Below are 21,087 nucleotides of genomic sequence, written 5' to 3'. Positions count from 1 at the left end.
GAGATGATGCAACCGTTAAGAATTTCACTGGAAACGGCGCAAAAGCTGGCCAAAGCGCTCGGCGTGCCGATCGAGCAGATCATGCATATGCCGCCGCACATTCTCATGAACAAACTGCTTGAATTGGAGAAGAAAGAAAAAGAAAACGGTTCCTCTTAATCGCCTTGCCTTTGGAAGGCGAAGCCGCCCATTCCGCCGGTGCCGCTTTTGCCTGCCCCTAGCAGGATCAAGCCGTTATACGGTTGATCAACTTTGCGCAATATCAACCGCAAAGAACTTGATCACCCGCAAGAAAAGACGCCCCATCCGCGGGGCGTCTTGCCGATGCAGCACCGTTTTCTCATTGCCACTTACGACGCTTTATGCTCGAGCCGCAACTTATCGGCCACCATGGCAATGAATTCAGAGTTGGTCGGCTTCGCCTTCGAGACGCTCACCGTATAGCCGAACAACGAGGAAATCGATTCGAGGTTGCCGCGGCTCCAAGCGACTTCGATCGCATGGCGAATGGCGCGCTCGACGCGGCTGGCCGTCGTATTGTATTTTTTGGCGATGTCCGGATACAACACTTTCGTAATGGAGCCAAGCAGTTCGATATCGTGATACACCATCGCGATCGCTTCACGCAAATACAAATAGCCTTTAATATGCGCCGGGACACCGATTTCATGAATGATGCTCGTAATGCTCGCATCCAAGTTTTTCGGCTTGTTATCGCGCGCTTGATAGGCGGAAGCCGCCGGTTTTTTGATGATCGGCGTCGTTTTGCCATGAATTTGCCGAATATGATGGACCAAATTCTCCATGTCGAACGGTTTTAAAATAAAATAGGAAGCGCCAAGTTCCACCGCCTTTTTCGTGACATCCTCCTGGCCGAACGCCGTCAACATAATGACGCTCGGCTGATGCTCATAACCTGCGCGGACTTTCTCAAGCACAGCCAACCCATCCAAGTGCGGCATAATGATGTCCAGAAGCAAAATATCCGGCCGCTTTTCCTCAAGCATATGAAGGCAGTCTTGGCCGTTATACGCCATGCCAACTACTTCCATGTCCGGCTGGCTCGAGATGTATTCGTCAAGCAATGTCACCAATTCGCGGTTATCATCGGCAATGCACACCTTAATGCTCAAAACGATCGTCCTCCCCCACTTGTTCTTGCTATGTAACATTCCGTTAACCTACATTCGACAGCAACAGCAAAAAATCCTTTTATTTTTCAAGAAATAAAAATTATAACAAAAAATGAGCTTATTAGACAATATTCGTTTTGAAAAACGATGCGTTTGTCGAAAAATCTTTACACATTTCATTTTAACGGATGTTTCACCAAATATCTATGCCAAACCAGCAAAATTTTTGCCGCCTTTTTGAAAAATTTTTACTGGCAACCCCATGCATATGGCAAAATCAATTAAGCCGCTCATAGCATTTCGCATTGGTCTTGAGATGATCAGGAAGAGATGAATGGTGATCAAATAAATAATCGTTCATCCTTTCACCAAATTACAAATATACACAAGAATATCGAATGTTGGCTGCCAGGAAAAAGCGAGCCGACGTGATCAGCTCGCTTTCTTTTGTCTACCGTATAGATCGATGCCTGCCTCTTGCAGCATCCACTCAATGTGGACGCCATAGCCGGATGTCGGATCGTTCACGAAAACGTGCGTCACTGCACCGACGAGTTTTCCGTCCTGGATGATCGGACTGCCGCTCATCCCTTGGACAATCCCCCCCGTTTTCTTTAACAGACGTGGGTCGGTCACGCGGATCACCAGCCCTTTTGTTGCTGGGAATTTTTGTGGAATGGTGCTGACAATTTCCACATCAAATTGTTCGACTTTATCGTTTTCCACGACTGTCAACATTTTTGCCGGTCCTTCTTTCACTTGGCTGGCGAGCGCGACAGGAATCGGCTTGGTGAATGGTCCGGCTGGCAGTGGTTTGATCAGCTTGCCGAAAATGCCAAACGGGCTGTTGGTGGTGATCGTGCCGATCACTTCTTCACCGTCGGAAAAGCGGGCTAATTTTTCACCTGGATTGCCGCTCGTTCCTTTTTCGATCGATGTAACGGTCGAACGCATAATTTGCCCGTTTTGCACGACAATTGGCTTTTTCGTATCCATGTCAGAGATGACATGGCCAAGTGCGCCATAGGTTTTCGATTTAGGGTCATAAAACGTCATCGTCCCAATGCCGGCAGCCGAATCGCGAATGTACAGACCGATGCGGTACACATCGTCATGTTTGTCTCGCAGCGGAACGAGCTTCACCGTCATGGAGTGCTGATCGCGCAGAATTTTTAGATGAAGCGGTTTTCCAGTTTTGCCGGCCTCCTCAATGAAAGGGGAGAGGTCGCTCATGTTTTCGATTTTTTGGCCGTTAATGCCGATAATGATGTCGCCGACTTGAATGCCGGCTGCCTCTCCCGGCGATTTTTTCCCGTTTTCGGTTTCGATAAGGTGGTAACCGACGACAAGAACGCCGACAGTGTTGAGCTTGACACCGATCGATTGCCCGCCGGGAATGACTTTGAGCGTCGGCAGCACATTGACATCCACTTGCTTGATCGGCATTCCGGCAACTTGCAACACCATCGTTTCATGTCCGCGGCGTTTCGCCTTTACAGACAGAGAACCGTTTTTTCGCTCAATGTTGAGCGTTTTGGGAGCGTTTCGGTCATTGACGGCCGCTTGCACGGGAAGGGAAGCGGCAGGAAATTCAACCGCATCGCCTTCAAACAGGACAAGCTGCTTCGGAATTTGCCAATATTCCTTCAGCGGTTTGGAAAAAGCCATGGCCGTCAATATGCCAAGGAGAAGCACTCCTGCGATTTTTCGCGCCGTTTCTTTATTCAATGTCGTCCACTCTCCTCGCTCCCGCCTACACCATACAAAAACGGTTACAGTTTTAATTTTGCCTGAACCGGGGAAAATATAATCGCCACGCCGATAAAAAAGCTGTCCGGAATTGGATGGACTTGCATCCGGACAGCCGCGCGGCTCTTTGCTTATCTTTATGAAACACCGTAGCTCTCTTTAGGGAAAGCGAGCGCCAAGGCAGAACAGGCAGACGGAATCGGCCCGCTTTGAGAGGGATGCGCTTCCCCTCGACAAACAGAGGAAACAGGAATCAATGTTTCATTTTCGCCGCCAGCTCCAACAATTCTTTCGCATGACGTTTCGTCAATTCCGTCATCTCAACACCGGAAATCATCCGCCCGATTTCCTTCACTTTCTCCTCTTCATCGAGTTTTCTCACGACCGTTTTTGTTCGCTCTCCGTCCGTCTCTTTGGTGATCAACAAGTGCGTGTCCGCCATCGCGGCGACTTGCGGCAGATGGGAAATGCAAAGCACTTGCGACTGGCTGGCGATGCGGTAAATTTTTTCCGCCATCGCCTGGGCAACGCGTCCGCTGACGCCGGTGTCGACCTCATCAAAAACAATCGACGTCACTCCTTGATGTTTGGAAAAAATCGTTTTCAACGCCAGCATAATGCGCGACAGCTCACCACCGGAAGCAACTTTGGCAAGCGGCTTCAACGGCTCGCCGACATTCGTCGAAATGTAAAACTCGATGACATCGATGCCGTCTTCCTGAAATTTAACCGGCACGCCGTCGACCAACGGGGCGTCAAGCGATCCCTCGCGCTTGGCAAATACGATGTCAAATTTCGTTTTGTCCATGTATAAGTCTTTCAGTTCTTGATGAATGCGCTCGATCAAGCGCCGGGCATACGTTTGCCGAACAGCGGTGACGTTTTTCGCCTCTGTGAGCAACTCGTCCGTCACCAAAGCGAGCTGCTGCTTAAGTTCATGCACATGCGTTTCGCGATTTTCGATTGTCTCGATTTCCTCGGCGATCGTCTCGGCATAGTGCAAAATATCGGCGATCGTCGCCCCGTATTTCCGTTTGAGCTGTCCGATTTCCGCGAGGCGGCTTTCAATGGCATCGAGCCGCGCTGGGTCGTACTCCATCTCCTCAATTTGATCGCGCAGCTTATACATGACTTCCTCGAGCAAATAGTAGCAGTTCGCCGTCGTTTCATGCGCGTCTTTGAGCGCTGCGTCCATGCCCGCAACGTCATCGAGATGGCGCATCGCCTCCCCGACGGAATCAAGTCCGCGCCCATCGCCGGCCAGCGCCTCATAGCTTTTCTGCAGCGCGGTGTAAATTTTTTGAAAATTGACAATGTGCACTTTTTCTTCCATCAACCGCTCGTCCTCGCCCGGCTCGAGTGCCGCCTGCTCGATTTCGCGCAACTGAAACGTCAGCAAATCAAGCCGATGCGCCATTTGCTGCTCATTTTCACTCAGCTTTTTTAATTTGTTTCCGAGCGCCTCATACCGCTCATAAACGGCGCGGTAGCGGGCAAGCGCCTCTGCCGCCTCTAGGCCGCCGAACTCGTCTAAAAGCGGCAGATGACGGGACGGATCCATCAGTTCTTGATGTTCATGCTGGCCGTGAATATCAACAAGCGTCGTCCCGATGTCGCGCAACACCGCCGTGGTGACGAGCTTGCCGTTAATGCGGCAGACGCTTTTGCCATTGGCTAAAATATCGCGGCGCAACACGATCATGCCGTCGCTGGCGTCGATGCCAACGTCCGCGCATTTTTGCCAACACGGATGGCGGTCATCATCAAGCAAAAACAACCCTTCGATTTCCGCCTTTTCGGCTCCGAAGCGGACAAATTCAGCGGAGCCGCGTCCGCCGATCAACAAATGAATGGCGTCGATGATGATCGATTTGCCGGCTCCCGTTTCGCCGGTTAACACCGTCAGCCCTTTGTCGAACGACAGCGAGAGCGACTCGATAATGGCGAAATTTTTAATCGACAGCTCGGCGAGCATTTCACCACTCCTTGCCTGTCCGATTGATTCTCCTTTTGATTATAGCACATATGTTCGAATTCGCAAGCGAGGACCGTCCCCGTCGTTCCGTCCTTGAACGCAGAACGGAAGCTGGGCCGGTCCTCGACTAGAGCATAGACAACAGCTGGTCGGACACTTTTTTCGCATCTTTTGGCGTCCGGCAAATGATTAGGCACGTATCGTCGCCGCAAATCGTACCGACGATTTCGTTCCAATCCAAGTTGTCGAGCAAGACGCCGACGGCATGGGCGTTGCCCGGCAACGTCCGCAAGACGAGCAAGTTGCCCGTTCCGTCAAGCTTCACAAACACATCAACAAGCGCCCGTTTCAGCTTTTGCAACGGATTGAAGCGTTGGTCGGACGGAAGGCTGTACTTGTAGCGGCCGTTGGCCATGGGCACTTTGACGAGCTGCATCTCTTTAATGTCGCGCGAGACGGTCGCCTGAGTGACGTTAAAGCCAGCTTCTCTCAGCCGATCGACAAGCTCGTCTTGCGTTTCAATGTCATGGTTCATAATGATTTCGCGAATTTTAATATGCCTTTGCCCTTTGCTCACATTGCGCCACCTCCCCGCTTGCAACATGCCACGCTGTGTTTCATCCCGCCGGCGCTATTCACCGTTCGCTTCTGTCCTCCCGGCGCGCAGGCGGGCATGCGCCTCGCGCACTATATAAGCGATCGGTGTCGGCAATCGGTTTTCCCCTTCACGACTTTCCCCCGAATAAACGGCGTGGAGCAAAAACTCAATGTTGCCGTCACCGCCGGTGATCGGCGAATACGATAAGTGCAAAACATCAAATCCTTCAGCACATGCGAACCGAACGATCGACTCAAGCACGTCTTCATGAACAGCCGGATCGCGCACGATCCCTTTTTTGCCGACCTTTTCCTTGCCGGCTTCAAACTGCGGCTTGACGAGAGCAATCACATCGCCGCCCGGCACAATGACCGTCTTGACAACCGGCAAAATAAGCCGCAACGAAATAAACGAGACATCGATAACGGCTATTTCCGGCAGCCCTTTCGTAAACTGATCCGGCGTCACGTAGCGGAAGTTCGTTCGCTCCATCACGACGACGCGCTCGTCTTGACGCAGCTTCCAGGCAAGCTGGTTGTAGCCGACATCGACAGCATACGACAGCTTCGCCCCGTGCTGCAAGGCACAGTCGGTGAAACCGCCGGTCGACGCGCCGATGTCAAGAACAATTTTATTTTCCAGGCGAATGTGAAACTCCCGCAACGCTTTTTCCAGTTTCAATCCACCGCGGCTGACGTACGGAAGCGGGTTGCCTTTCACCTCAAGCGAAATGTCAATCGGCACTTTTTCCCCGGGCTTATCGAGTCGAACGTCGTTGGAATAGACAAGCCCGGCCATGATCGCCCGCTTCGCCTTTTCCCGCGTTTCCGCCAGCCCGCGTTCAACAAGCAGCACATCGAGCCGTTCTTTTTTCCCTTTCATGTCTCAAGCCCTTTTCTGTTTTCTTGGCACCATCATTTTGATGCGGTCGATGACATGGGTCGGCGTCAGCCCGATTTCATTGAGCAGCTCGCTGACGCTTCCATGTTCGATAAAGCGGTCCGGGATGCCCATCCGTTCGATGACCGCTCCGTGATAACCATGGTCGTGAGCAAACTCCAGCACAGCACTGCCAAAGCCGCCTTGCAGCACCGCCTCTTCGATCGTTAGGATCGGCAGGCGGCTCTCAAGCAGTTCGTGAAGCATTGCTTCATCCATCGGCTTCAAAAAACGAGCGTTGACGACTTTCACCGATACGCCATCTTTCGCCAGCTCATCAGCCGCCTTAAGCGCCATTGAAATCGTCGTGCCAAACGTCAAAATCGCCGCATCGCGACCGTCGCGCAACACTTCCCACGTGCCGATGGGAATTTCTTTCAGCTCCTCATCAAGCGGCACGCCAAGCCCGTTGCCGCGCGGAAAACGCATGGCGATTGGCCCGTCGTCATAGCGAAGGGCGGTGTACACCATGTGCTGTCCTTCGTTTTCGTCTTTTGGCATCATCAACACCAAGTTCGGCACATGACGCAAAAAGGCGATGTCAAACACCCCTTGGTGCGTTTCGCCGTCCGCCCCGACCAACCCAGCGCGGTCAATGGCGAAAAAGACATTTAAGTTTTGTCGGCATACATCATGAACGACTTGGTCATAGGCTCGTTGCAAAAACGTCGAATAAATGGCCAAAAACGGTTTCATCCCTTGCGTCGCCAATCCAGCCGCGAGCGTTGTCGCGTGCTGCTCGGCGATGCCAACATCAAACATCCGATCTGGGAACTCGCTGGCGAACCCTTCCAACTTCGAGCCGACCGGCATCGCCGGCGTAATCGCGACAATGCGCGGGTCGGTGCGGGCGAGCCGGCGCACCGTTTCGCTGACCAACGCGCTCCATGACGGACCGGCCTCTTTCGTTTTGACAAAAGCGCCCGTTTCGATTTTGTACGGCCCGGTCCCATGCCACGTGCCGACTCTGTCGTTTTCCGCCGGACTGTATCCTTTCCCTTTTTTCGTGATGACATGCACAAGAACCGGACCTTTCATCTTCTTCGCGTAGCGCAAGTTTTCAAGCAAATCCTCAAAATCGTGGCCGTCGACCGGACCTAAATACGTAAACCCAAGCTCTTCAAAAAAGACGCCGGAAACAAGCAAATATTTCAAGCTGTCTTTTAGCCGCTCGGCGGTCGCCGCCAGCTTGCCGCCAACCGCCGGGATGCGCTTGAGCAGCATCTCCAGTTCGTCTTTCACCCATTGGTATTTGCCGGCGGTGCGCAGCCGGCCGAGGATGTTGTGCAACGCACCGACGTTCGGGGCAATCGACATTTCATTGTCGTTCAAGATGACAATCATATCCGTTTTTTCATGCCCGATATGGTTGAGCGCCTCCAGCGCCATGCCGCCGGTGAGCGCCCCGTCGCCGATGATCGGCACGATGTATTCATCCGTCCCTTTCAAATCACGGGCGATCGCCATTCCCATCGCTGCAGACAGCGACGTTGAGCTATGGCCCGTTTCCCACACGTCATGCTCGCTTTCGCTCCGTTTCGGGAACCCGGACAGCCCCTTGTATTGGCGGAGCGTGTCGAATTGGGCGGCGCGGCCGGTCAAAATTTTATGCACGTATGACTGATGTCCGACATCCCAAATGAGCTTGTCTTTTGGGCTGTCAAACTCGCGGTGGAGAGCGATCGTCAGCTCGACGACCCCTAAATTCGGACCGATATGCCCGCCGGTTTTCGACAGCTTCTCAATTAAAAACCGCCGGATCTCGGCGCTTAACTGCTTCAGCTCAAGGATGGACATGTTTTTGACAACGCGTGGATGGTCAATTTTCGTCAAGTCCAACGAAGATCACTCGCTTTCATTTCGTCGTTTTCCGAGCCGGTTCTCCTCCATCACAGGTAGTATTATTATACATGATCCGGCGCGAAAAATCGACTTTCCCCGCCAACGCAGCCCGTCACCACTAGAATGCGGCTCGTGATGGATAGAAAACTTGTGGCGGCCGCCCGGCGGAAAACAATCAAAAAAACAGGGCCGCCTCCGCCCCGAAGGAAAGCGAACAACGGGAACAAGAGGCCGCCGCCCCCATCAATGGTCGCGGACCGCGACAAGCTCGCAAATGTAGGCAAGGGCAGCACCATCCACCCCAGCCTGCCGCAAATAGCGCTTCGCAGCATCAATATGAAACGTCAGCTTCTCTCTGGCGCCATCAAGCGAGAGCAGCGCCGGATACGTTGCTTTCTTGTTATCGTGGTCGCTGCCGACTCGCTTGCCGATTTTCTCTTCGGTCCCTTCAATGTCCAAAATATCGTCGCGAATTTGAAAGGCGAGACCTAAATGAGCAGCAAACTCATCGAGCTCGCGCATCTGCCGGTCGTCGGCGCCGCCGAGCAGGGCGCCGGCGTGCACGCTGTATTGCAGCATTTTTCCCGTCTTATGGCGGTGGATGTATTCCAGTTCCGCCAGCGCCAGCGTTTTTCCTTCCGCCTCCATATCAGCCGCCTGTCCAGCAACCATGCCTTCCGGTCCGGCCGCTTTCGCCAGCTGTTCGATAAGCTGCAGCCGGACGGAAGGCGGCACGCGATCATCATCGATTTCGGCGATCAGCTGAAAGGCATACGTCAACAAAGCGTCGCCGGCCAAAATGGCCATCGCCTCACCGAACACTTTATGGTTCGTCGGTTTGCCGCGCCGCAGATCATCGTTGTCCATGCTTGGCAAATCATCGTGAATGAGCGAGTACGTATGGATCATTTCAATGGCGCAAGCGACCGGCAGGCCGATCGCCGGGTCTTTGCCAAGCGCTTGGACCGTCGCCAGCAACAAAAGCGGGCGAATGCGTTTGCCGCCGGCCTCCAGCGAGTAGGACATCGCCTTTTTCAGCGTCTCCGGTCCACGAAGCCGCGCCATATAGTAAGAAAGCGCCGCCTCGACGGCCCGTTTTTGTTCGTTGAGAAACTGTTCAACCGAAAGCTGCGCCACCTGTCACTCCTCCTCCGGCGAAAAAGGGACAAGCTCGCCGTCTTCCCGGAGCATGTACTCCAACTGTTTCTCCACATGCTGCAATTTATCATGGCAAAGCTTGGATAGTTTTATGCCTTCTTGGAAGAAGGCGATCGCCTCCTCAAGCGGCACGTTCCCTTCCTCGAGCTTTTCGACAATTTTCTCCAGTCTTTTCATCGCCTCTTCAAACGTCATCTCTTTTTCTTCACTCATACCGTACTCTCCTTCACTCCCGTCACTTGGCAACGAACTCGTCCATCTTGAACTTGGACGGAAAGATGTTCACCGACCCGAAGCTGCCCGATTCGTTTCACAAGCTCGCCGTGCTCGTTATATACGAGGCTGTAGCCGCGCTCCATGATGCGAAGCGGACTGAGCGCTTCAAGACGCGCAACGTTGGCGCAAAAGCGGAACCGATGGCGCTCCAACACGGTGCGCACCGCTTTTTCCAGCGCGTTGGCGGCCGCCTTTTGCCGTTCTTTCATCCGCTCAAACTCTGCGGCCGGATGATGCCGCCATAGTCTCATATCAAGCTCATGCAACCGCTGGCGCTGTTGATCTACAAGCCGCTCACGGCTGCGGCCAAGCCGCTCAAGCAGCGCATCAAGCTGCTGCTCTTTTTGTTCGTAAAGCCGTTCCGGATAACGAAAGGCATACGATGCCTGCAGACGGCGGAGCTTCTCCTGCTCGGCGGCAAGCCGCTCTTTCATGGCGCGGATAAGCCGCCATTTCCGCTCGGCGAGCCGCTCAGCGAGCTCCCCAACATGCGGCGCCGCCATCTCGGCTGCTGCCGTCGGCGTCGGCGCCCGCAAATCGGCGACAAAATCGGCAATCGTAAAATCCGTTTCATGGCCGACAGCGGAAATAATCGGAATTTTTGAGGCAAAGATGGCGCGGGCGACGATTTCTTCATTGAACGCCCAAAGTTCTTCGATCGAGCCGCCGCCTCGGCCGACAATCAGCACATCCACCTCTCCGAACGCATTCGCCCGCTCGATGGCACGCACGATCGACAGCGCCGCCCCGTCCCCTTGAACGAGCGCTGGAAACAAAATGACTTTGGCAAGCGGATAGCGGCGGCGAATCGTCGTCATAATATCGCGCACCGCCGCTCCAGTCGGTGATGTGACAACGCCGATGCAACGAGGAAAGGCCGGAAGCGGCTTTTTATGGACTGGGGAAAACAGCCCTTCCGCTTCGAGCCGTTGCTTCAGCTGTTCGTAGGCTAAATAGAGGCTTCCGACGCCTTCCGGCTGCATTTCTTTGACATAAAGCTGATAGTTGCCGTTCGGTTCATAGACGGAAATTTCCCCGCGCGCCAGCACGTTCATCCCGTCTTCAGGACGAAACGGCAAATGTTGGTTGTAGCCGGCAAACATGACGGCGGCAATGCGCCCTTGGCTGTCTTTCAACGTAAAATACATATGACCGCGCGAATGCTGCTTAAAGTTCGAAATTTCGCCCTTCACCCATAGATCGCGCAAATGCGGATCGACATCGAACTTGCGTTTGATGTACTTCGTCAACGCCCCGACCGTCACATATTTGACTTCCACTGATCCTTGCCCTCACTTTGCAGCCAGCTGCCGGGCCGCTTCCATCGTGTTGTGCAAGAGCATCGTAATCGTCATCGGCCCGACTCCGCCCGGCACCGGCGTAATATAGCCAGCCACTTCTTTCACCGCATCAAAATCGACATCGCCGCACAATTTGCCATTCTCAAGCCGGTTGACGCCGACGTCGATGACGACCGCCCCGGGTTTGATGTGTTCCGGGCCAATGAGGCGCGCCTTGCCGACAGCGACGATCAAAATGTCCGCCTGCCGAGTGATGGCGGCCAAATCCGGCGTTTTCGAGTGAGTGTAGGTGACGGTGGCATGTTCGCGCAAAAACAGCTGGCCAACTGGTTTGCCGACGATGTTGCTTCGGCCGACGACGACAACGTGCTTGCCGGCGATGTCAATGCCGGCCGATTGCACCATCACTAAAATGCCATGCGGAGTGCACGGGAGAAACGCCCGTTGGCCGATCATCATTTTTCCGACATTGATCGGGTGAAACCCATCGACATCTTTTTCCGGTGCGATCGTTTCAATAACCGACCATTCACAAATGTGATCCGGCAGCGGCAGCTGCACTAAAATGCCGTGCACCGCTGGATCGACGTTTAACTCTCGGATTTTGGCCAGCAGCGTTTCTTCGTCGACCGCCGCCGGAAACGTGTAAAGGAACGAGCGAATGCCGACCTCGGCGCACGCTTTTTGTTTTCCTTTTACATACGAATGCGACGCCGGATCGTCGCCGACTAGAATGACGGCCAGCCCCGGCTCAATGCCGTCCGCTTTCAACTGTGCGGCTTCACCCGCCAATGCGGCGCGAATCGTTCTCGCCATCTCCGTTCCGCTAATGATTTGTGCTGTCATCGTGTTTCGTTCCCCTCTCCTCGTTCATCGTTCGATATCCGCCCGCGATGCAGCCGGTTTTATTTTTGCAGCGCCGCCTTCACTTTCGAAAGCACGCCGTTGACAAAACTTCCGGATTTCCAATCGCCGAATTTTTTCGCCAGCTCGACCGCCTCATCGAGGCTGACGCTTACCGGCACATCATCGGCGTATTTCATCTCGTACGTCGCCATGCGCAAAATGGCGCGGTCAACGTTGGCGACGCGTTCCAGCGTCCATTTTTCCAAATTGGCGCGCAACAGCTCGTCAATCTCCTCCTGATGCTCGACGACGCCAAAGACGAGCTGGCGCAAAAACGGGTCGATGTCGCCGCCGCCCGTGATATTGTGGAGCGCCTCATCTGGAGGAATGCGTCCGACATCGATTTGAAACAGCGCCTGCAGCGCCTTTTCCCGTGCTTCATGCCGCTTCATGGCGGTCCCCCTTTCCAAAAAAACGAACATTCACAATGAAATCATATCATATTTTTCGGAAAAAGCCAGCCTTTTCCCACAAATCATTTGCGCTGCCGTTGGCTGCGCCACAACGGCCTCGTTCATTACAATAACAAACTTTGGCCAAAAAAACAAAAAGGCAGCCGCCGAAAAAGCAGCTGCCTTGCGAGATCACTGTTCGACCACACCTTGTTCCTGCTTGCCGCCCTCAAACTGGACGCCGACGATATGAACGTTCACTTCGCTCGCCTCGAGGCCGGTCATGTTCCAAAGCGCCTGGCGCACATTTTCCTGCACCTTTTTCGCCACGTTCGGAATCGATGCGCCAAACTGGACGAGGCAATAAAGATCGATGACGACGCCGTCGTCGCGCAAATCAACCTTGACGCCTTTTCCATGGTGTTTCTTTCCAAACCGCTCGGCGACGCCGGCGGCAAAATTGCCGCGCATTTGCGCGATGCCGTCGACCTCTGATGCGGCAATGCCTGCGATCACCTCGATCACTTCCGGTGCAATTTCCACCTTGCCGAGCGCCGGATACGCTTGTTCTGTCTCAAAGACATGCTCAGACATAAGGCACCTCCTATTCTGCCTTCATAATATCATATAACTCCAAAAACTTCGTATTAAACTCGCCGCTTTGGAACTTTTCATGTTCCATTAATTTTATGTGAAACGGAATCGTCGTATGAATGCCTTCGATGACAAACTCCGAAAGCGCTCGTTTCATGCGGGCGATCGCTTCCTCGCGCGTCGGCGCGTGAACGATCAGTTTGGCGATCATTGAATCGTAATACGGCGGAATCGTATAGCCTGGATAGGCGGCCGAATCGACGCGCACGCCCGGCCCCCCAGGCGGCAAGTACATGGCGATTTTCCCCGGCGACGGCATAAAGTTTTTCGCCGGATTTTCCGCATTGATGCGGCATTCGATCGCCCAACCGTTAAACGTAACGTCGTCTTGGGTGATCGACAGCTTTTCGCCAGCGGCGATGCGGATTTGCTCCTTGACCAAATCGACGCCGGTGATCAGTTCGGTGACCGGATGCTCGACTTGAATGCGCGTATTCATCTCCATGAAGTAAAATTGCTTGTTCCGGTGGTCATAAATAAATTCAACCGTGCCGGCGCCGGTGTAGTTGACCGCTTTTGCCGCCTTGACGGCCGCCTCGCCCATCTTCCGACGCATCTCGTCATCAAGCGCCGGTGACGGCGCCTCTTCAACGAGTTTTTGCAGCCGGCGTTGGATCGAGCAGTCGCGCTCGCCAAGATGGATCGTATTGCCGTACGAATCGGCAAGCACTTGAATTTCAACATGGCGGAAATCTTCGATATATTTTTCAATATAGACGCCCGGGTTGCCGAACGCCGTCGCCGCTTCCTGCTGGGTGATGTTGATGCCTTTGACGAGCTCGTCTTCATTGCGGGCGACACGGATCCCTTTCCCGCCGCCTCCGGCCGTCGCTTTGATGATGACCGGATAGCCGATCTCTTGGGCAATCGCCCGCGCCTCGTCAAGGCTTTCGATAACCCCGCGCGACCCGGGCACAATCGGCACCCCCGCCTCGCGCATCGTCTCACGGGCGATGTCTTTAATGCCCATTTTTGCAATCGCTTCCGGACTTGGGCCGATGAATGTGACATTACACTCGCGGCACAGCTCGGCAAACGCTTCGTTTTCCGCTAAAAACCCATATCCCGGATGAATGGCGTCGCAACCGGTCAATGTGGCGACGCTCATAATGCTGGTAAAGTTTAAGTAACTGTCTTTGGAAGCAGTCGGCCCGATGCAGTACGCCTCATCAGCCAACTGCACGTGCAAGGCATCGCGGTCGGCTTGCGAAAAGACAGCGACCGTCTCAATGCCGAGCTCGCGGCAGGCGCGGATGATGCGGACGGCGATTTCTCCGCGGTTCGCCACCAACACTTTTTTGATCATCGTCCGTTCTCTCCCTTATTCAGGCTTGACTAAAAACAACGGTTGGCCGTATTCGACGAGCTGGCCGTTTTGCACAAGCACCTCGACAATTTCGCCATCGACTTCCGCTTCAATTTCGTTAAACAGTTTCATCGCCTCAATGATGCAAACGACCGTGTCTTTTTTGACTTTGTCGCCCGGTTTGACATACGGCGGCTTGTCCGGCGCCGGCGCTGCGTAGAACGTGCCGACCATCGGCGAAGTAATTTGATGCAAATTGCTTTCAACAGCTGGCTTTGCCTCTTTGACCGCCGGCGTTTCCGCTTTCGGAGTCGGCGCTTCCGGGGCCGGCGCTTGAACGGGAGCAGCTGCCGGAGCTGGTTCCACCGCCGTCGAAGCGGCAGGCGCCGGCTGTGCGACCGCTGTCTGGGCGGCCGCAGCCGGTGTAGCGGCAACAGCACTCGTTCCTTTTTTCATATGTACTTTGGTTTCGCCTTGCTCATATACAAATTCGTCGATCGAGGACTGGTCAACCAAGCGGATCAATTCGCGGATCTCTTGAATTTTCATCGATCTCACACCTTTCTCCAAGTATCGTGCAGCCCGTTCCTGGCAGGCGGTGCTCAAACGTGTTCATAACGATTATACACACAACCGTAGGACAAACAAAAGACTTTTCCGCAAAAAAAGAAGCTGCCCTATCGAGCAGCGCGTTTATCCAGCCGGCTGAAACTCAACCGTCACGTATTCAGCATCAGGTATTTCTTTTTTCACCATATGAATGACTTCATTCGCTGATTTCGCTGAACTTTGTTTCGCTTTGATCGTCACGCGCACTTGGTTGTCATCGGCGCGCACGAGCACGTCTTCATAACCGCCTTTCGATTTGATGAGCGTCTCCAACGTTGCTTCTTTTTCGGACAATGCCTGCAATTTTTCAATTTTATCGAGCGCTTCATTCTTTTCTTCCGCCGTCGCGTTCGCTGAAGCGACGATGGCGTTCAGTTCATCGCGCAGCCGGCTCCGTTCATCCTCAATTTTCATGCGCAGCGCCGTAAACAAGTCGTCGCCCGTTTCGCCAGATGCGGACGGTTTTTTCGCCTCTTCGACGGCGACGCTCGGCTGATCGGTTGTTTTTTCTGGTTTCTCGTTGGCGGTAAATGCCGGGCTGTTGTTCATGTTTTTTGGCGCCGTCACGTAATAGACCGACAACACAACGACCAAGCTCAACATCGTCAACAACCATACGGTTTGTTTTTTCAACATGCCGACTCCTCCCCTTACCCGGTCATTTTTTCGGCAAGACAGCGACGCGGTAGCTCGGAACGTTTAACACGCGCGTCACCGCCTCGACGATCCATTTTTTGATTTGCAAATTATCCGCCCCTTTGGCGACAACGAGCACACCACGGATGTCCGGCTTTTTCGTGGCGACGACAAGCGGCGTTTCTTCTTCGCCGTTGTGAATGATGATCACTTCTTCATTGGTCGACTCGTTTTCGATCGTCCGCTTCCCGCCTTCCTTGTCGCTCTCTTCCGTTGTTTGCTGCTGGGTCGAACGCTTTTTCTCATACAGTTTCAGCTCCGTGGAATCGAGATTCACAACAACAGTGACATCATCGACCCCTTCGATCGCCTCAAGCGCGGCTTTCAATTCTTTTTCGTACCGCTCCTCATAGGCGGCGATCACTTTCTCTTTCGTTTCCTTGCTTGCCAGGAATGCCGGCTCGGCTGGAGCGGACGGCTGCCTGGTGGAAGGCTTCGCTTCGGCTTCCTTTCCGCTGTTTGCCCAATGACTTGCCGCCATCAAGGCGACGCCGGCCAACAACAGGACGACGACGTACGAAAACGGCCATTTTTTCTGTACTCCTTCTCCTTGCCCGTCTTTGGGCGATGGAGAAAAGAGCCGTTTGATGAGCGGCAACATCCCCCCTCTATTCCCTCCCTTTAAATTGCACGTGAATTTTATCTTCATCGATTTCCCATCGGCCGGCAAGAAAGGCGCGCACCTCTTCTGCCAGCGAAGCATCGCCTTCCGGCAAAGCCGGCGGCTTCGTCGTATCGATGACAACCGGTTCCACCGAACCAGCTGACCTCTGTTTCGAAAGAACGACCTCAATCGTCTTGATGTCATCCGGCATGCGCCAGTCGTCGCCTGGGTTAGCGTAAACGTTGACATCCGCTTTTAGTCCATACTTTTCCATCAACTCCTCATTGGCATCGTTTTCGAGCTGGACAGCCATTTGTTTTAAAATATATGCGCGTTGCGAGGCTTGTATTTCTTTTTTCTGCTGTTCGATTTGATTTTTTATCGCCTCTTCTCCTTTACGGCCGTTGGAAAAATGGACGAGCGCCGACGCCATGAGCTGCTCGGGATCAACGGAAGCGAGCCGGAGCACCGGAGCGAGCATCACCAGAACGAGCATAAGCCCAACAGCCATTTTCACGTATTTTTGCATCGTCCCCGACGGCAGCAAAAAATCGATGATGACAGCAAACAACAAAAACAAGATGATGTTTGTCCCCCACTCAATGACTAGCTGCATAGCGCTCCTCCTAGCGGACCATCATCGTAATGTTCCCGGCCATCACCATGACGGTGAGGCTCAAGAAAAACATGAGCGACACAATGAGCAGCGCCGCCAGCACGTAGGCGATGCTTTTGCCGATGATGTTAAGGCACGAAAGCACCGGTCCGCCGCCAAGCGGCTGCAGAACAGCAGCCGATAACTTGTAGACGATGACAATGGTGAAAATTTTCACCGCTGGAAAGATGGCGATCATTAACAAAATCGCCGCCCCGACCAATCCGACGGTATTTTTCAGCAGCATCGAGGCCGCAACGACCGTATCGGCGGCATCGGTGAACAGCTTGCCGACGACCGGGATGAAATTGCCAGTGACAAATTTCGCCGCCCGGAGCGCCACGCCGTCCGCCACAGCCGCTGTTGCCCCGCGCACGGACATGACGCCAAGAAACACAGTCAAAATGAGGCCGAGCAAACCGAGGGCCGCTTTGTTGAGCAAATCGGCGAGCTGAGTCGCCTTGTACCGGTCGCTGAGCGTGCTGACGACAGAAAGCAACGCAGCCAGAAGCAAAAGCGGCAAGGTGACGTATTCGACGACCGTGCCGGTGATGTTCATCACAAACAAAATGATCGGGTGGAAAAACGCCGCCGACGCGACCCCGCCGGAAGTGGCGAGCAGGGCGAGCAACAGTGGAACGAGAGCAATGATGAAATGGCTCATCGTCCGCACCGCCTCAAGCGCATAATCCGCCGCGAGACGAAAGCTGTTTAAGGCAATCAACAAGAGCACCATATAGACGACCGCTTGGGCGATTTTGCTTACCTCCTGCTGGGCGAATGCATTTTGCAGCGATTGCAGCACCGTGCTGAAGACAGCAAGCAAAATGAGTGTGCCGAGCAATTTGCCGTTCACCTGCAGTTCATAAAACAAATAGCGGGCGAGCGCCTTCAGCCATTCGGCCGGCGACCATTGCTTGCTGCCGCTTAAAAAATCGGTGAGCGGTCCTTTCTCGCTTTCCGGCAAAAATCCGCCGTACTCGCTGACGATCGTTTCCCAATAGCGTCGGATATCGCTCACATCGAGCTGAGCGAGCTGCTCGCTGACCGATGGTTCATCGCTTGCGGCTTGTACGACCAACGGACAAAAAAAGAGAGAAAGCAGCCCGACAATAAGGAACGCTGTTCGCTTCAATCCGTTCCCCCCTTCAGCGTGCCGATGGGATAAGACTGATGACCGCTTCGATGATCGCGGTTAAAATCGGAACAGCCAGCGCCAAAATGACGATTTTGCCGCCGAGCTCAATTTTGGCGGCGATCGCCCCTTGGCCGGCGTCTTTGGAAATTTGCGCGGCGAACTCGGCAATGTAGGCAATGCCGATGATTTTCAACATCGTCTCTAAATACACCATCTGAATATGGGCGCCTTCGGCCATTTTTCGCAACATCGCCAAAATGCTGCTGATTTGATCAACCAACAATAGAAAAATGGTGCAGCCGACAAACACGATCAACAAAAAGGCAAGATTCGACTTTTGCTCTTGCAGCAGCACGACCAAAAACGTCGCGATCAACCCGAGGCCGACGATTTGCAAAATGTCAATGGTCGATCCCCCCTACCCGCGGAACAAAAAGACATCTTTGATTTTTTGGAACAAGTCGCTGACGATGGAAGCGACCATAAACAAAATATAAATAAAGCCGAGCAGCGTCACCCATTGGGCATACTCTTTCCGCCCCATCTGATCAAGCACCGTATGCAAAAACGCGATGACGATGCCGACGCCAGCGATTTTCAAAATGAGATCGACATCGATGCCCATTCTCCTGCCTCCTGTCTACATGAGTAAAATAACGAGCAGCAGGCCGGCCAACACGCCTAAACTTTTCGCCATCTTCGCATAGCGCGCCTGGTTGTCGAGCGCTTCGGCTTCCTCCCGCTCCAGATGGGCGAGCGCCAGCGCAATCTGCTTTTGTTGCGTGAACCGGTCATATTGGCCGAGCGTGGCGCCAAATTGTTTCATCACTTCAAATTCCCCTTGCTTTAGGGCAGTTTTTCCCCATACAGCCCGCAAACTTTTTTCCCACGCCTCGGCGGCGCTCGTTTCTTCCGTGCACAACGCAGCGGCAAACCGCTCGAACAATTCGGATAACGGGGCGGCCGTTTGCCGGGCGAGATGCATAGCAGCGTCGGCGAGCGGCGTATGGCCGTACATCACTTCCGCCTCAAACGCCCTTAGCGCCGCTTTCAGCTGGCGGAGCTGGCGGGGCCGCTCGTGCAACACGCGGGCGGCGGCAAACCCCAACCATGTCGAGGCAACGAGAATCAACAGAGCGCCAAACCATTTCATCGCTGGACCACCGCCCGCTCATACAGCACCGTTCCGCCGGCGTCGAGAATGCGCCGGATTGAGCCGGGATGGGGGATGTTCGTCAGCTCAACAAACCGTTCAAACACCTTTTGTTCCATCACCGGCCGCAATGTCGGACGCTGCCAGACGTCTTGAATGTTGCGGCCGTGCACAGTCGTCCATACAGAGACACCGGCGCTGGCCGCTTCAAGCACTGCCTCGCTGTCTTCCTCACGCCCGATTTCATCGACAATCATGACATCAGGGCTCATCGAGCGGATCATCATCATCATCCCTTCCGCTTTCGGGCAGGCGTCCAACACGTCAAGGCGCGGACCGAACGAAAATTGAGGGATTCCTTTCACACAGCCAGCGATTTCCGATCGTTCGTCAACGATCGCCACCTTTTGTGCTGGAATGCATCCTATCCCGCTGCTAATCAATCGCGCCGCATCGCGCAAGAGAGTCGTTTTTCCCGTCTGCGGCGAGCCGATGATCATCGTATGGCGCCAGTGTCCGTCGTACACATACGGAATCAGCGGCTCGGCGATGCCGACCTGCTCTTTGGCGATGCGAATGTTAAACGAGGAAACATCGCGAATTGCTTTCACCTTGCCCCCTTCCGTAACGACTTTGCCAGCCAGCCCAACGCGATGCCCCCCTTCAATCGTCATAAATCCGCGCTTCAGCTCTTCTTCGACGGCATAGATCGAATAATGGCTCAATTTATTGAGCAAATGTACACCGTCTTCTTTCGTCACTTCATACGGCAGCAACCGGGCCGTTCCATCGACGATCACCTCAAGCGGCCGGGAGACGCGGATGCGGATTTCTTCGATTCCGCGTCGGCATGAAGAAAGATGGTGCTGCAACGCGGCGGCGATCGTTTTCGGCAAAATTCCCCACACCGCTTCCATGGCCCTCCCCCTTTTCTTGTGGACTAGTTCATATGTATGGGTGGAATGCGCCGTTTATGCCTTACTTGTAAATCGCGAACAAAATGAGCGCGATCCCGAGCGCCACAAGCCCAAGCCGGGAAAACGAGAGCTCGTCCGCAAGTGAAAGCAGTCCAATGGCCATCGTCACGATCATGACGGTTGGACCGACAACAGCGAGTGCCGCGTTAATGGCAAGCGCTTTTTTCACGTCATTGAACACAAGCATCAACAGCGCCGCGCTCAGTTCAATGAACGCCGACATCATCCGCATGCCGGCCATGGCCATAACGGACGGGTCGATCGATCGCAGCCAATGTTTCATGTTCCCCTCCTGTTTTGCCAAATGGGATCGATTAGTACAAACGTATGCGGAAACAAGCCGTTTCAGAAGAAGTTTTTGTTGAGGAAAACGATGGAGGAGCCAACCGGCACCCATTTTGCGCATAAAAAAACCGTCCCGGAAGGTGTCCGGGACGGTGCCTGTCGGACTTGCGCTTACGCCCGCGAAACGTACGTGCCATCGGCGGTATTAATGATGAGCGTGTCGCCTTCGTTGACGAAAAATGGCACTTGAACGACAAGGCCGGTTTCGAGCTTCGCCGGCTTCGAACCGCCGGAAGCGGTGTCGCCTTTAATGCCGGGCTCTGTTTCAACCACTTTCAGCTCCACGGTATTCGGCAGCTCGACACCGATCGTTTCGCCTTGGTACATCATAATAAATACTTCCATATTCTCTTTCAAAAACTTCAGTTCATGCTCGATTTGTTTCGCCGGCAGCTCGATTTGTTCGTACGTTTCCATATCCATAAAAACGTGTTGGTCGCCGTTGGCGTACAAATATTGCATTTTGCGCGTGTCGATTTGCGCTCGGTTTACTTTTTCGCCAGCGCGGAATGTCCGCTCTTGAATGGCGCCGGTGCGCAAATTGCGAAGCTTCGAACGGACGAACGCCGCCCCCTTGCCCGGTTTGACGTGCTGGAACTCAAGGACGCGCCAAATGTCGCCGTCCACCTCAATCGTAAGTCCTGTGCGAAAATCGTTGACTGAAATCATCGGCCGAAATCC

General features: G+C 53.9%; 25 protein-coding genes. 1 reads left to right on the top strand and 24 read right to left on the bottom strand.

The annotated features are described in order from the left end of the window. The first annotated feature begins 6 nt into the window (after positions 1–6). Entirely contained in the window at positions 7–159 is a 153-nt protein-coding gene (locus N685_RS19070; protein WP_071880182.1) for a YycC family protein, read from the top strand. 191 nt (positions 160–350) lie between these two features. Here the strand turns inward: N685_RS19070 and spo0A are convergent, their stop codons facing one another. From spo0A to efp, 24 genes are all read right to left on the bottom strand, one after another. Continuing rightward, positions 351–1,172, bottom strand: a complete 822-nt coding sequence (gene spo0A / locus N685_RS0111195) for a sporulation transcription factor Spo0A (protein ID WP_193363900.1) — start codon at positions 1,170–1,172, stop codon at positions 351–353. Between the two features lie 393 nt (positions 1,173–1,565). Then, positions 1,566–2,861 (bottom strand): SpoIVB peptidase, encoded by a 1,296-nt coding sequence (gene spoIVB, locus N685_RS0111185; RefSeq protein ID WP_031408384.1) that lies wholly within the window; start codon positions 2,859–2,861, stop codon positions 1,566–1,568. 274 nt (positions 2,862–3,135) lie between these two features. Then, the gene (gene recN / locus N685_RS0111180) at positions 3,136–4,857 is read right to left on the bottom strand and encodes a DNA repair protein RecN (RefSeq protein WP_031408382.1); all 1,722 of its coding nucleotides are present in this window, start codon (positions 4,855–4,857) and stop codon (positions 3,136–3,138) included. Positions 4,858–4,984: 127 nt separating this feature from the next. Then, entirely contained in the window at positions 4,985–5,434 is a 450-nt protein-coding gene (gene ahrC, locus N685_RS0111175) for a transcriptional regulator AhrC/ArgR (protein WP_031408380.1), read from the bottom strand. A gap of 54 nt (positions 5,435–5,488) precedes the next feature. Continuing rightward, positions 5,489–6,337 carry a TlyA family RNA methyltransferase gene (locus N685_RS0111170; protein ID WP_031408377.1) on the bottom strand — a complete coding sequence of 283 codons (849 nt, stop codon included), beginning with the start codon at positions 6,335–6,337 and terminating at the stop codon, positions 5,489–5,491. 3 nt (positions 6,338–6,340) lie between these two features. Beyond that, entirely contained in the window at positions 6,341–8,233 is a 1,893-nt protein-coding gene (gene dxs, locus N685_RS0111165; RefSeq protein ID WP_031408376.1) for a 1-deoxy-D-xylulose-5-phosphate synthase, read from the bottom strand. A gap of 246 nt (positions 8,234–8,479) precedes the next feature. Next, positions 8,480–9,373, bottom strand: coding sequence for a polyprenyl synthetase family protein (locus N685_RS0111155; RefSeq protein WP_031408373.1), 894 nt, complete (start codon positions 9,371–9,373; stop codon positions 8,480–8,482). 3 nt (positions 9,374–9,376) lie between these two features. Beyond that, on the bottom strand, positions 9,377–9,607 hold the full coding sequence (locus N685_RS0111150) for an exodeoxyribonuclease VII small subunit (RefSeq protein WP_031408371.1): 231 nt from the start codon (positions 9,605–9,607) through the stop codon (positions 9,377–9,379). Then, positions 9,604–10,950 carry an exodeoxyribonuclease VII large subunit gene (gene xseA, locus N685_RS0111145; RefSeq protein WP_031408369.1) on the bottom strand — a complete coding sequence of 449 codons (1,347 nt, stop codon included), beginning with the start codon at positions 10,948–10,950 and terminating at the stop codon, positions 9,604–9,606. Before xseA ends, N685_RS0111150 begins: the two co-directional genes overlap by 4 nt. A gap of 12 nt (positions 10,951–10,962) precedes the next feature. After that, positions 10,963–11,817, bottom strand: a complete 855-nt coding sequence (gene folD, locus N685_RS0111140; RefSeq protein WP_031408367.1) for a bifunctional methylenetetrahydrofolate dehydrogenase/methenyltetrahydrofolate cyclohydrolase FolD — start codon at positions 11,815–11,817, stop codon at positions 10,963–10,965. Between the two features lie 59 nt (positions 11,818–11,876). Next, positions 11,877–12,269 (bottom strand): transcription antitermination factor NusB, encoded by a 393-nt coding sequence (nusB, locus tag N685_RS0111135; RefSeq protein WP_031408365.1) that lies wholly within the window; start codon positions 12,267–12,269, stop codon positions 11,877–11,879. Between the two features lie 192 nt (positions 12,270–12,461). Next, entirely contained in the window at positions 12,462–12,863 is a 402-nt protein-coding gene (locus N685_RS0111125; RefSeq protein WP_031408363.1) for an Asp23/Gls24 family envelope stress response protein, read from the bottom strand. Positions 12,864–12,873: 10 nt separating this feature from the next. After that, positions 12,874–14,229 (bottom strand): acetyl-CoA carboxylase biotin carboxylase subunit, encoded by a 1,356-nt coding sequence (accC, locus tag N685_RS0111120; protein ID WP_031408362.1) that lies wholly within the window; start codon positions 14,227–14,229, stop codon positions 12,874–12,876. Positions 14,230–14,244: 15 nt separating this feature from the next. Continuing rightward, positions 14,245–14,778 (bottom strand): acetyl-CoA carboxylase biotin carboxyl carrier protein, encoded by a 534-nt coding sequence (gene accB / locus N685_RS0111115; RefSeq protein WP_031408360.1) that lies wholly within the window; start codon positions 14,776–14,778, stop codon positions 14,245–14,247. A gap of 144 nt (positions 14,779–14,922) precedes the next feature. Beyond that, positions 14,923–15,474 (bottom strand): SpoIIIAH-like family protein, encoded by a 552-nt coding sequence (locus tag N685_RS0111110; protein ID WP_031408358.1) that lies wholly within the window; start codon positions 15,472–15,474, stop codon positions 14,923–14,925. A gap of 22 nt (positions 15,475–15,496) precedes the next feature. Further along, positions 15,497–16,135 carry a stage III sporulation protein AG gene (spoIIIAG, locus tag N685_RS0111105; RefSeq protein ID WP_031408356.1) on the bottom strand — a complete coding sequence of 213 codons (639 nt, stop codon included), beginning with the start codon at positions 16,133–16,135 and terminating at the stop codon, positions 15,497–15,499. A gap of 7 nt (positions 16,136–16,142) precedes the next feature. Next, positions 16,143–16,754 (bottom strand): stage III sporulation protein AF, encoded by a 612-nt coding sequence (gene spoIIIAF / locus N685_RS0111100; RefSeq protein WP_031408353.1) that lies wholly within the window; start codon positions 16,752–16,754, stop codon positions 16,143–16,145. Positions 16,755–16,764: 10 nt separating this feature from the next. Continuing rightward, positions 16,765–17,928 carry a stage III sporulation protein AE gene (gene spoIIIAE, locus N685_RS0111095; RefSeq protein ID WP_031408351.1) on the bottom strand — a complete coding sequence of 388 codons (1,164 nt, stop codon included), beginning with the start codon at positions 17,926–17,928 and terminating at the stop codon, positions 16,765–16,767. Positions 17,929–17,941: 13 nt separating this feature from the next. Next, the gene (gene spoIIIAD / locus N685_RS0111090) at positions 17,942–18,328 is read right to left on the bottom strand and encodes a stage III sporulation protein AD (protein ID WP_031408349.1); all 387 of its coding nucleotides are present in this window, start codon (positions 18,326–18,328) and stop codon (positions 17,942–17,944) included. A gap of 21 nt (positions 18,329–18,349) precedes the next feature. Beyond that, entirely contained in the window at positions 18,350–18,556 is a 207-nt protein-coding gene (gene spoIIIAC, locus N685_RS0111085; RefSeq protein WP_011231888.1) for a stage III sporulation protein AC, read from the bottom strand. 15 nt (positions 18,557–18,571) lie between these two features. After that, complete coding sequence (gene spoIIIAB, locus N685_RS0111080; protein WP_031408347.1) at positions 18,572–19,084, bottom strand: stage III sporulation protein SpoIIIAB; 513 nt, start codon at positions 19,082–19,084, stop codon at positions 18,572–18,574. Further along, a complete protein-coding gene (spoIIIAA, locus tag N685_RS0111075; protein WP_031408345.1) occupies positions 19,081–20,001 on the bottom strand; it encodes a stage III sporulation protein AA in 921 nt (306 codons plus the stop codon). Before spoIIIAA ends, spoIIIAB begins: the two co-directional genes overlap by 4 nt. A 61-nt stretch (positions 20,002–20,062) precedes the next feature. Then, positions 20,063–20,344, bottom strand: coding sequence for a YqhV family protein (locus N685_RS0111070; RefSeq protein WP_031408343.1), 282 nt, complete (start codon positions 20,342–20,344; stop codon positions 20,063–20,065). Positions 20,345–20,517: 173 nt separating this feature from the next. Continuing rightward, positions 20,518–21,075 carry an elongation factor P gene (gene efp, locus N685_RS0111065; RefSeq protein ID WP_031408341.1) on the bottom strand — a complete coding sequence of 186 codons (558 nt, stop codon included), beginning with the start codon at positions 21,073–21,075 and terminating at the stop codon, positions 20,518–20,520. Positions 21,076–21,087: the final 12 nt, after the last annotated feature.

The sequence above is a fragment of the Geobacillus vulcani PSS1 genome (genome assembly GCF_000733845.1).
GTDB lineage: Bacteria > Bacillota > Bacilli > Bacillales > Anoxybacillaceae > Geobacillus > Geobacillus vulcani.
Note: the sequence above shows the minus strand (reverse complement) of the source record. Positions and strands in the feature narration are given on the sequence as shown.

Coding starts and splice junctions, on each gene's coding strand:
- N685_RS19070 (WP_071880182.1), top strand. CDS start 7: ATGCAACCGTTAAGAATTTCACTGGAAACGGCGCAAAAGCTGGCCAAA.
- spo0A (WP_193363900.1), bottom strand. CDS start 1,172: ATGTTACATAGCAAGAACAAGTGGGGGAGGACGATCGTTTTGAGCATT.
- recN (WP_031408382.1), bottom strand. CDS start 4,857: ATGCTCGCCGAGCTGTCGATTAAAAATTTCGCCATTATCGAGTCGCTC.
- N685_RS0111170 (WP_031408377.1), bottom strand. CDS start 6,337: ATGAAAGGGAAAAAAGAACGGCTCGATGTGCTGCTTGTTGAACGCGGG.
- N685_RS0111150 (WP_031408371.1), bottom strand. CDS start 9,607: ATGAGTGAAGAAAAAGAGATGACGTTTGAAGAGGCGATGAAAAGACTG.
- folD (WP_031408367.1), bottom strand. CDS start 11,817: ATGACAGCACAAATCATTAGCGGAACGGAGATGGCGAGAACGATTCGC.
- nusB (WP_031408365.1), bottom strand. CDS start 12,269: ATGAAGCGGCATGAAGCACGGGAAAAGGCGCTGCAGGCGCTGTTTCAA.
- N685_RS0111125 (WP_031408363.1), bottom strand. CDS start 12,863: ATGTCTGAGCATGTCTTTGAGACAGAACAAGCGTATCCGGCGCTCGGC.
- accC (WP_031408362.1), bottom strand. CDS start 14,229: ATGATCAAAAAAGTGTTGGTGGCGAACCGCGGAGAAATCGCCGTCCGC.
- accB (WP_031408360.1), bottom strand. CDS start 14,778: ATGAAAATTCAAGAGATCCGCGAATTGATCCGCTTGGTTGACCAGTCC.
- N685_RS0111110 (WP_031408358.1), bottom strand. CDS start 15,474: ATGTTGAAAAAACAAACCGTATGGTTGTTGACGATGTTGAGCTTGGTC.
- spoIIIAG (WP_031408356.1), bottom strand. CDS start 16,135: ATGTTGCCGCTCATCAAACGGCTCTTTTCTCCATCGCCCAAAGACGGG.
- spoIIIAF (WP_031408353.1), bottom strand. CDS start 16,754: ATGCAGCTAGTCATTGAGTGGGGGACAAACATCATCTTGTTTTTGTTG.
- spoIIIAC (WP_011231888.1), bottom strand. CDS start 18,556: ATGGGCATCGATGTCGATCTCATTTTGAAAATCGCTGGCGTCGGCATC.
- spoIIIAB (WP_031408347.1), bottom strand. CDS start 19,084: ATGAAATGGTTTGGCGCTCTGTTGATTCTCGTTGCCTCGACATGGTTG.
- spoIIIAA (WP_031408345.1), bottom strand. CDS start 20,001: ATGGAAGCGGTGTGGGGAATTTTGCCGAAAACGATCGCCGCCGCGTTG.
- N685_RS0111070 (WP_031408343.1), bottom strand. CDS start 20,344: ATGAAACATTGGCTGCGATCGATCGACCCGTCCGTTATGGCCATGGCC.
- efp (WP_031408341.1), bottom strand. CDS start 21,075: ATGATTTCAGTCAACGATTTTCGCACAGGACTTACGATTGAGGTGGAC.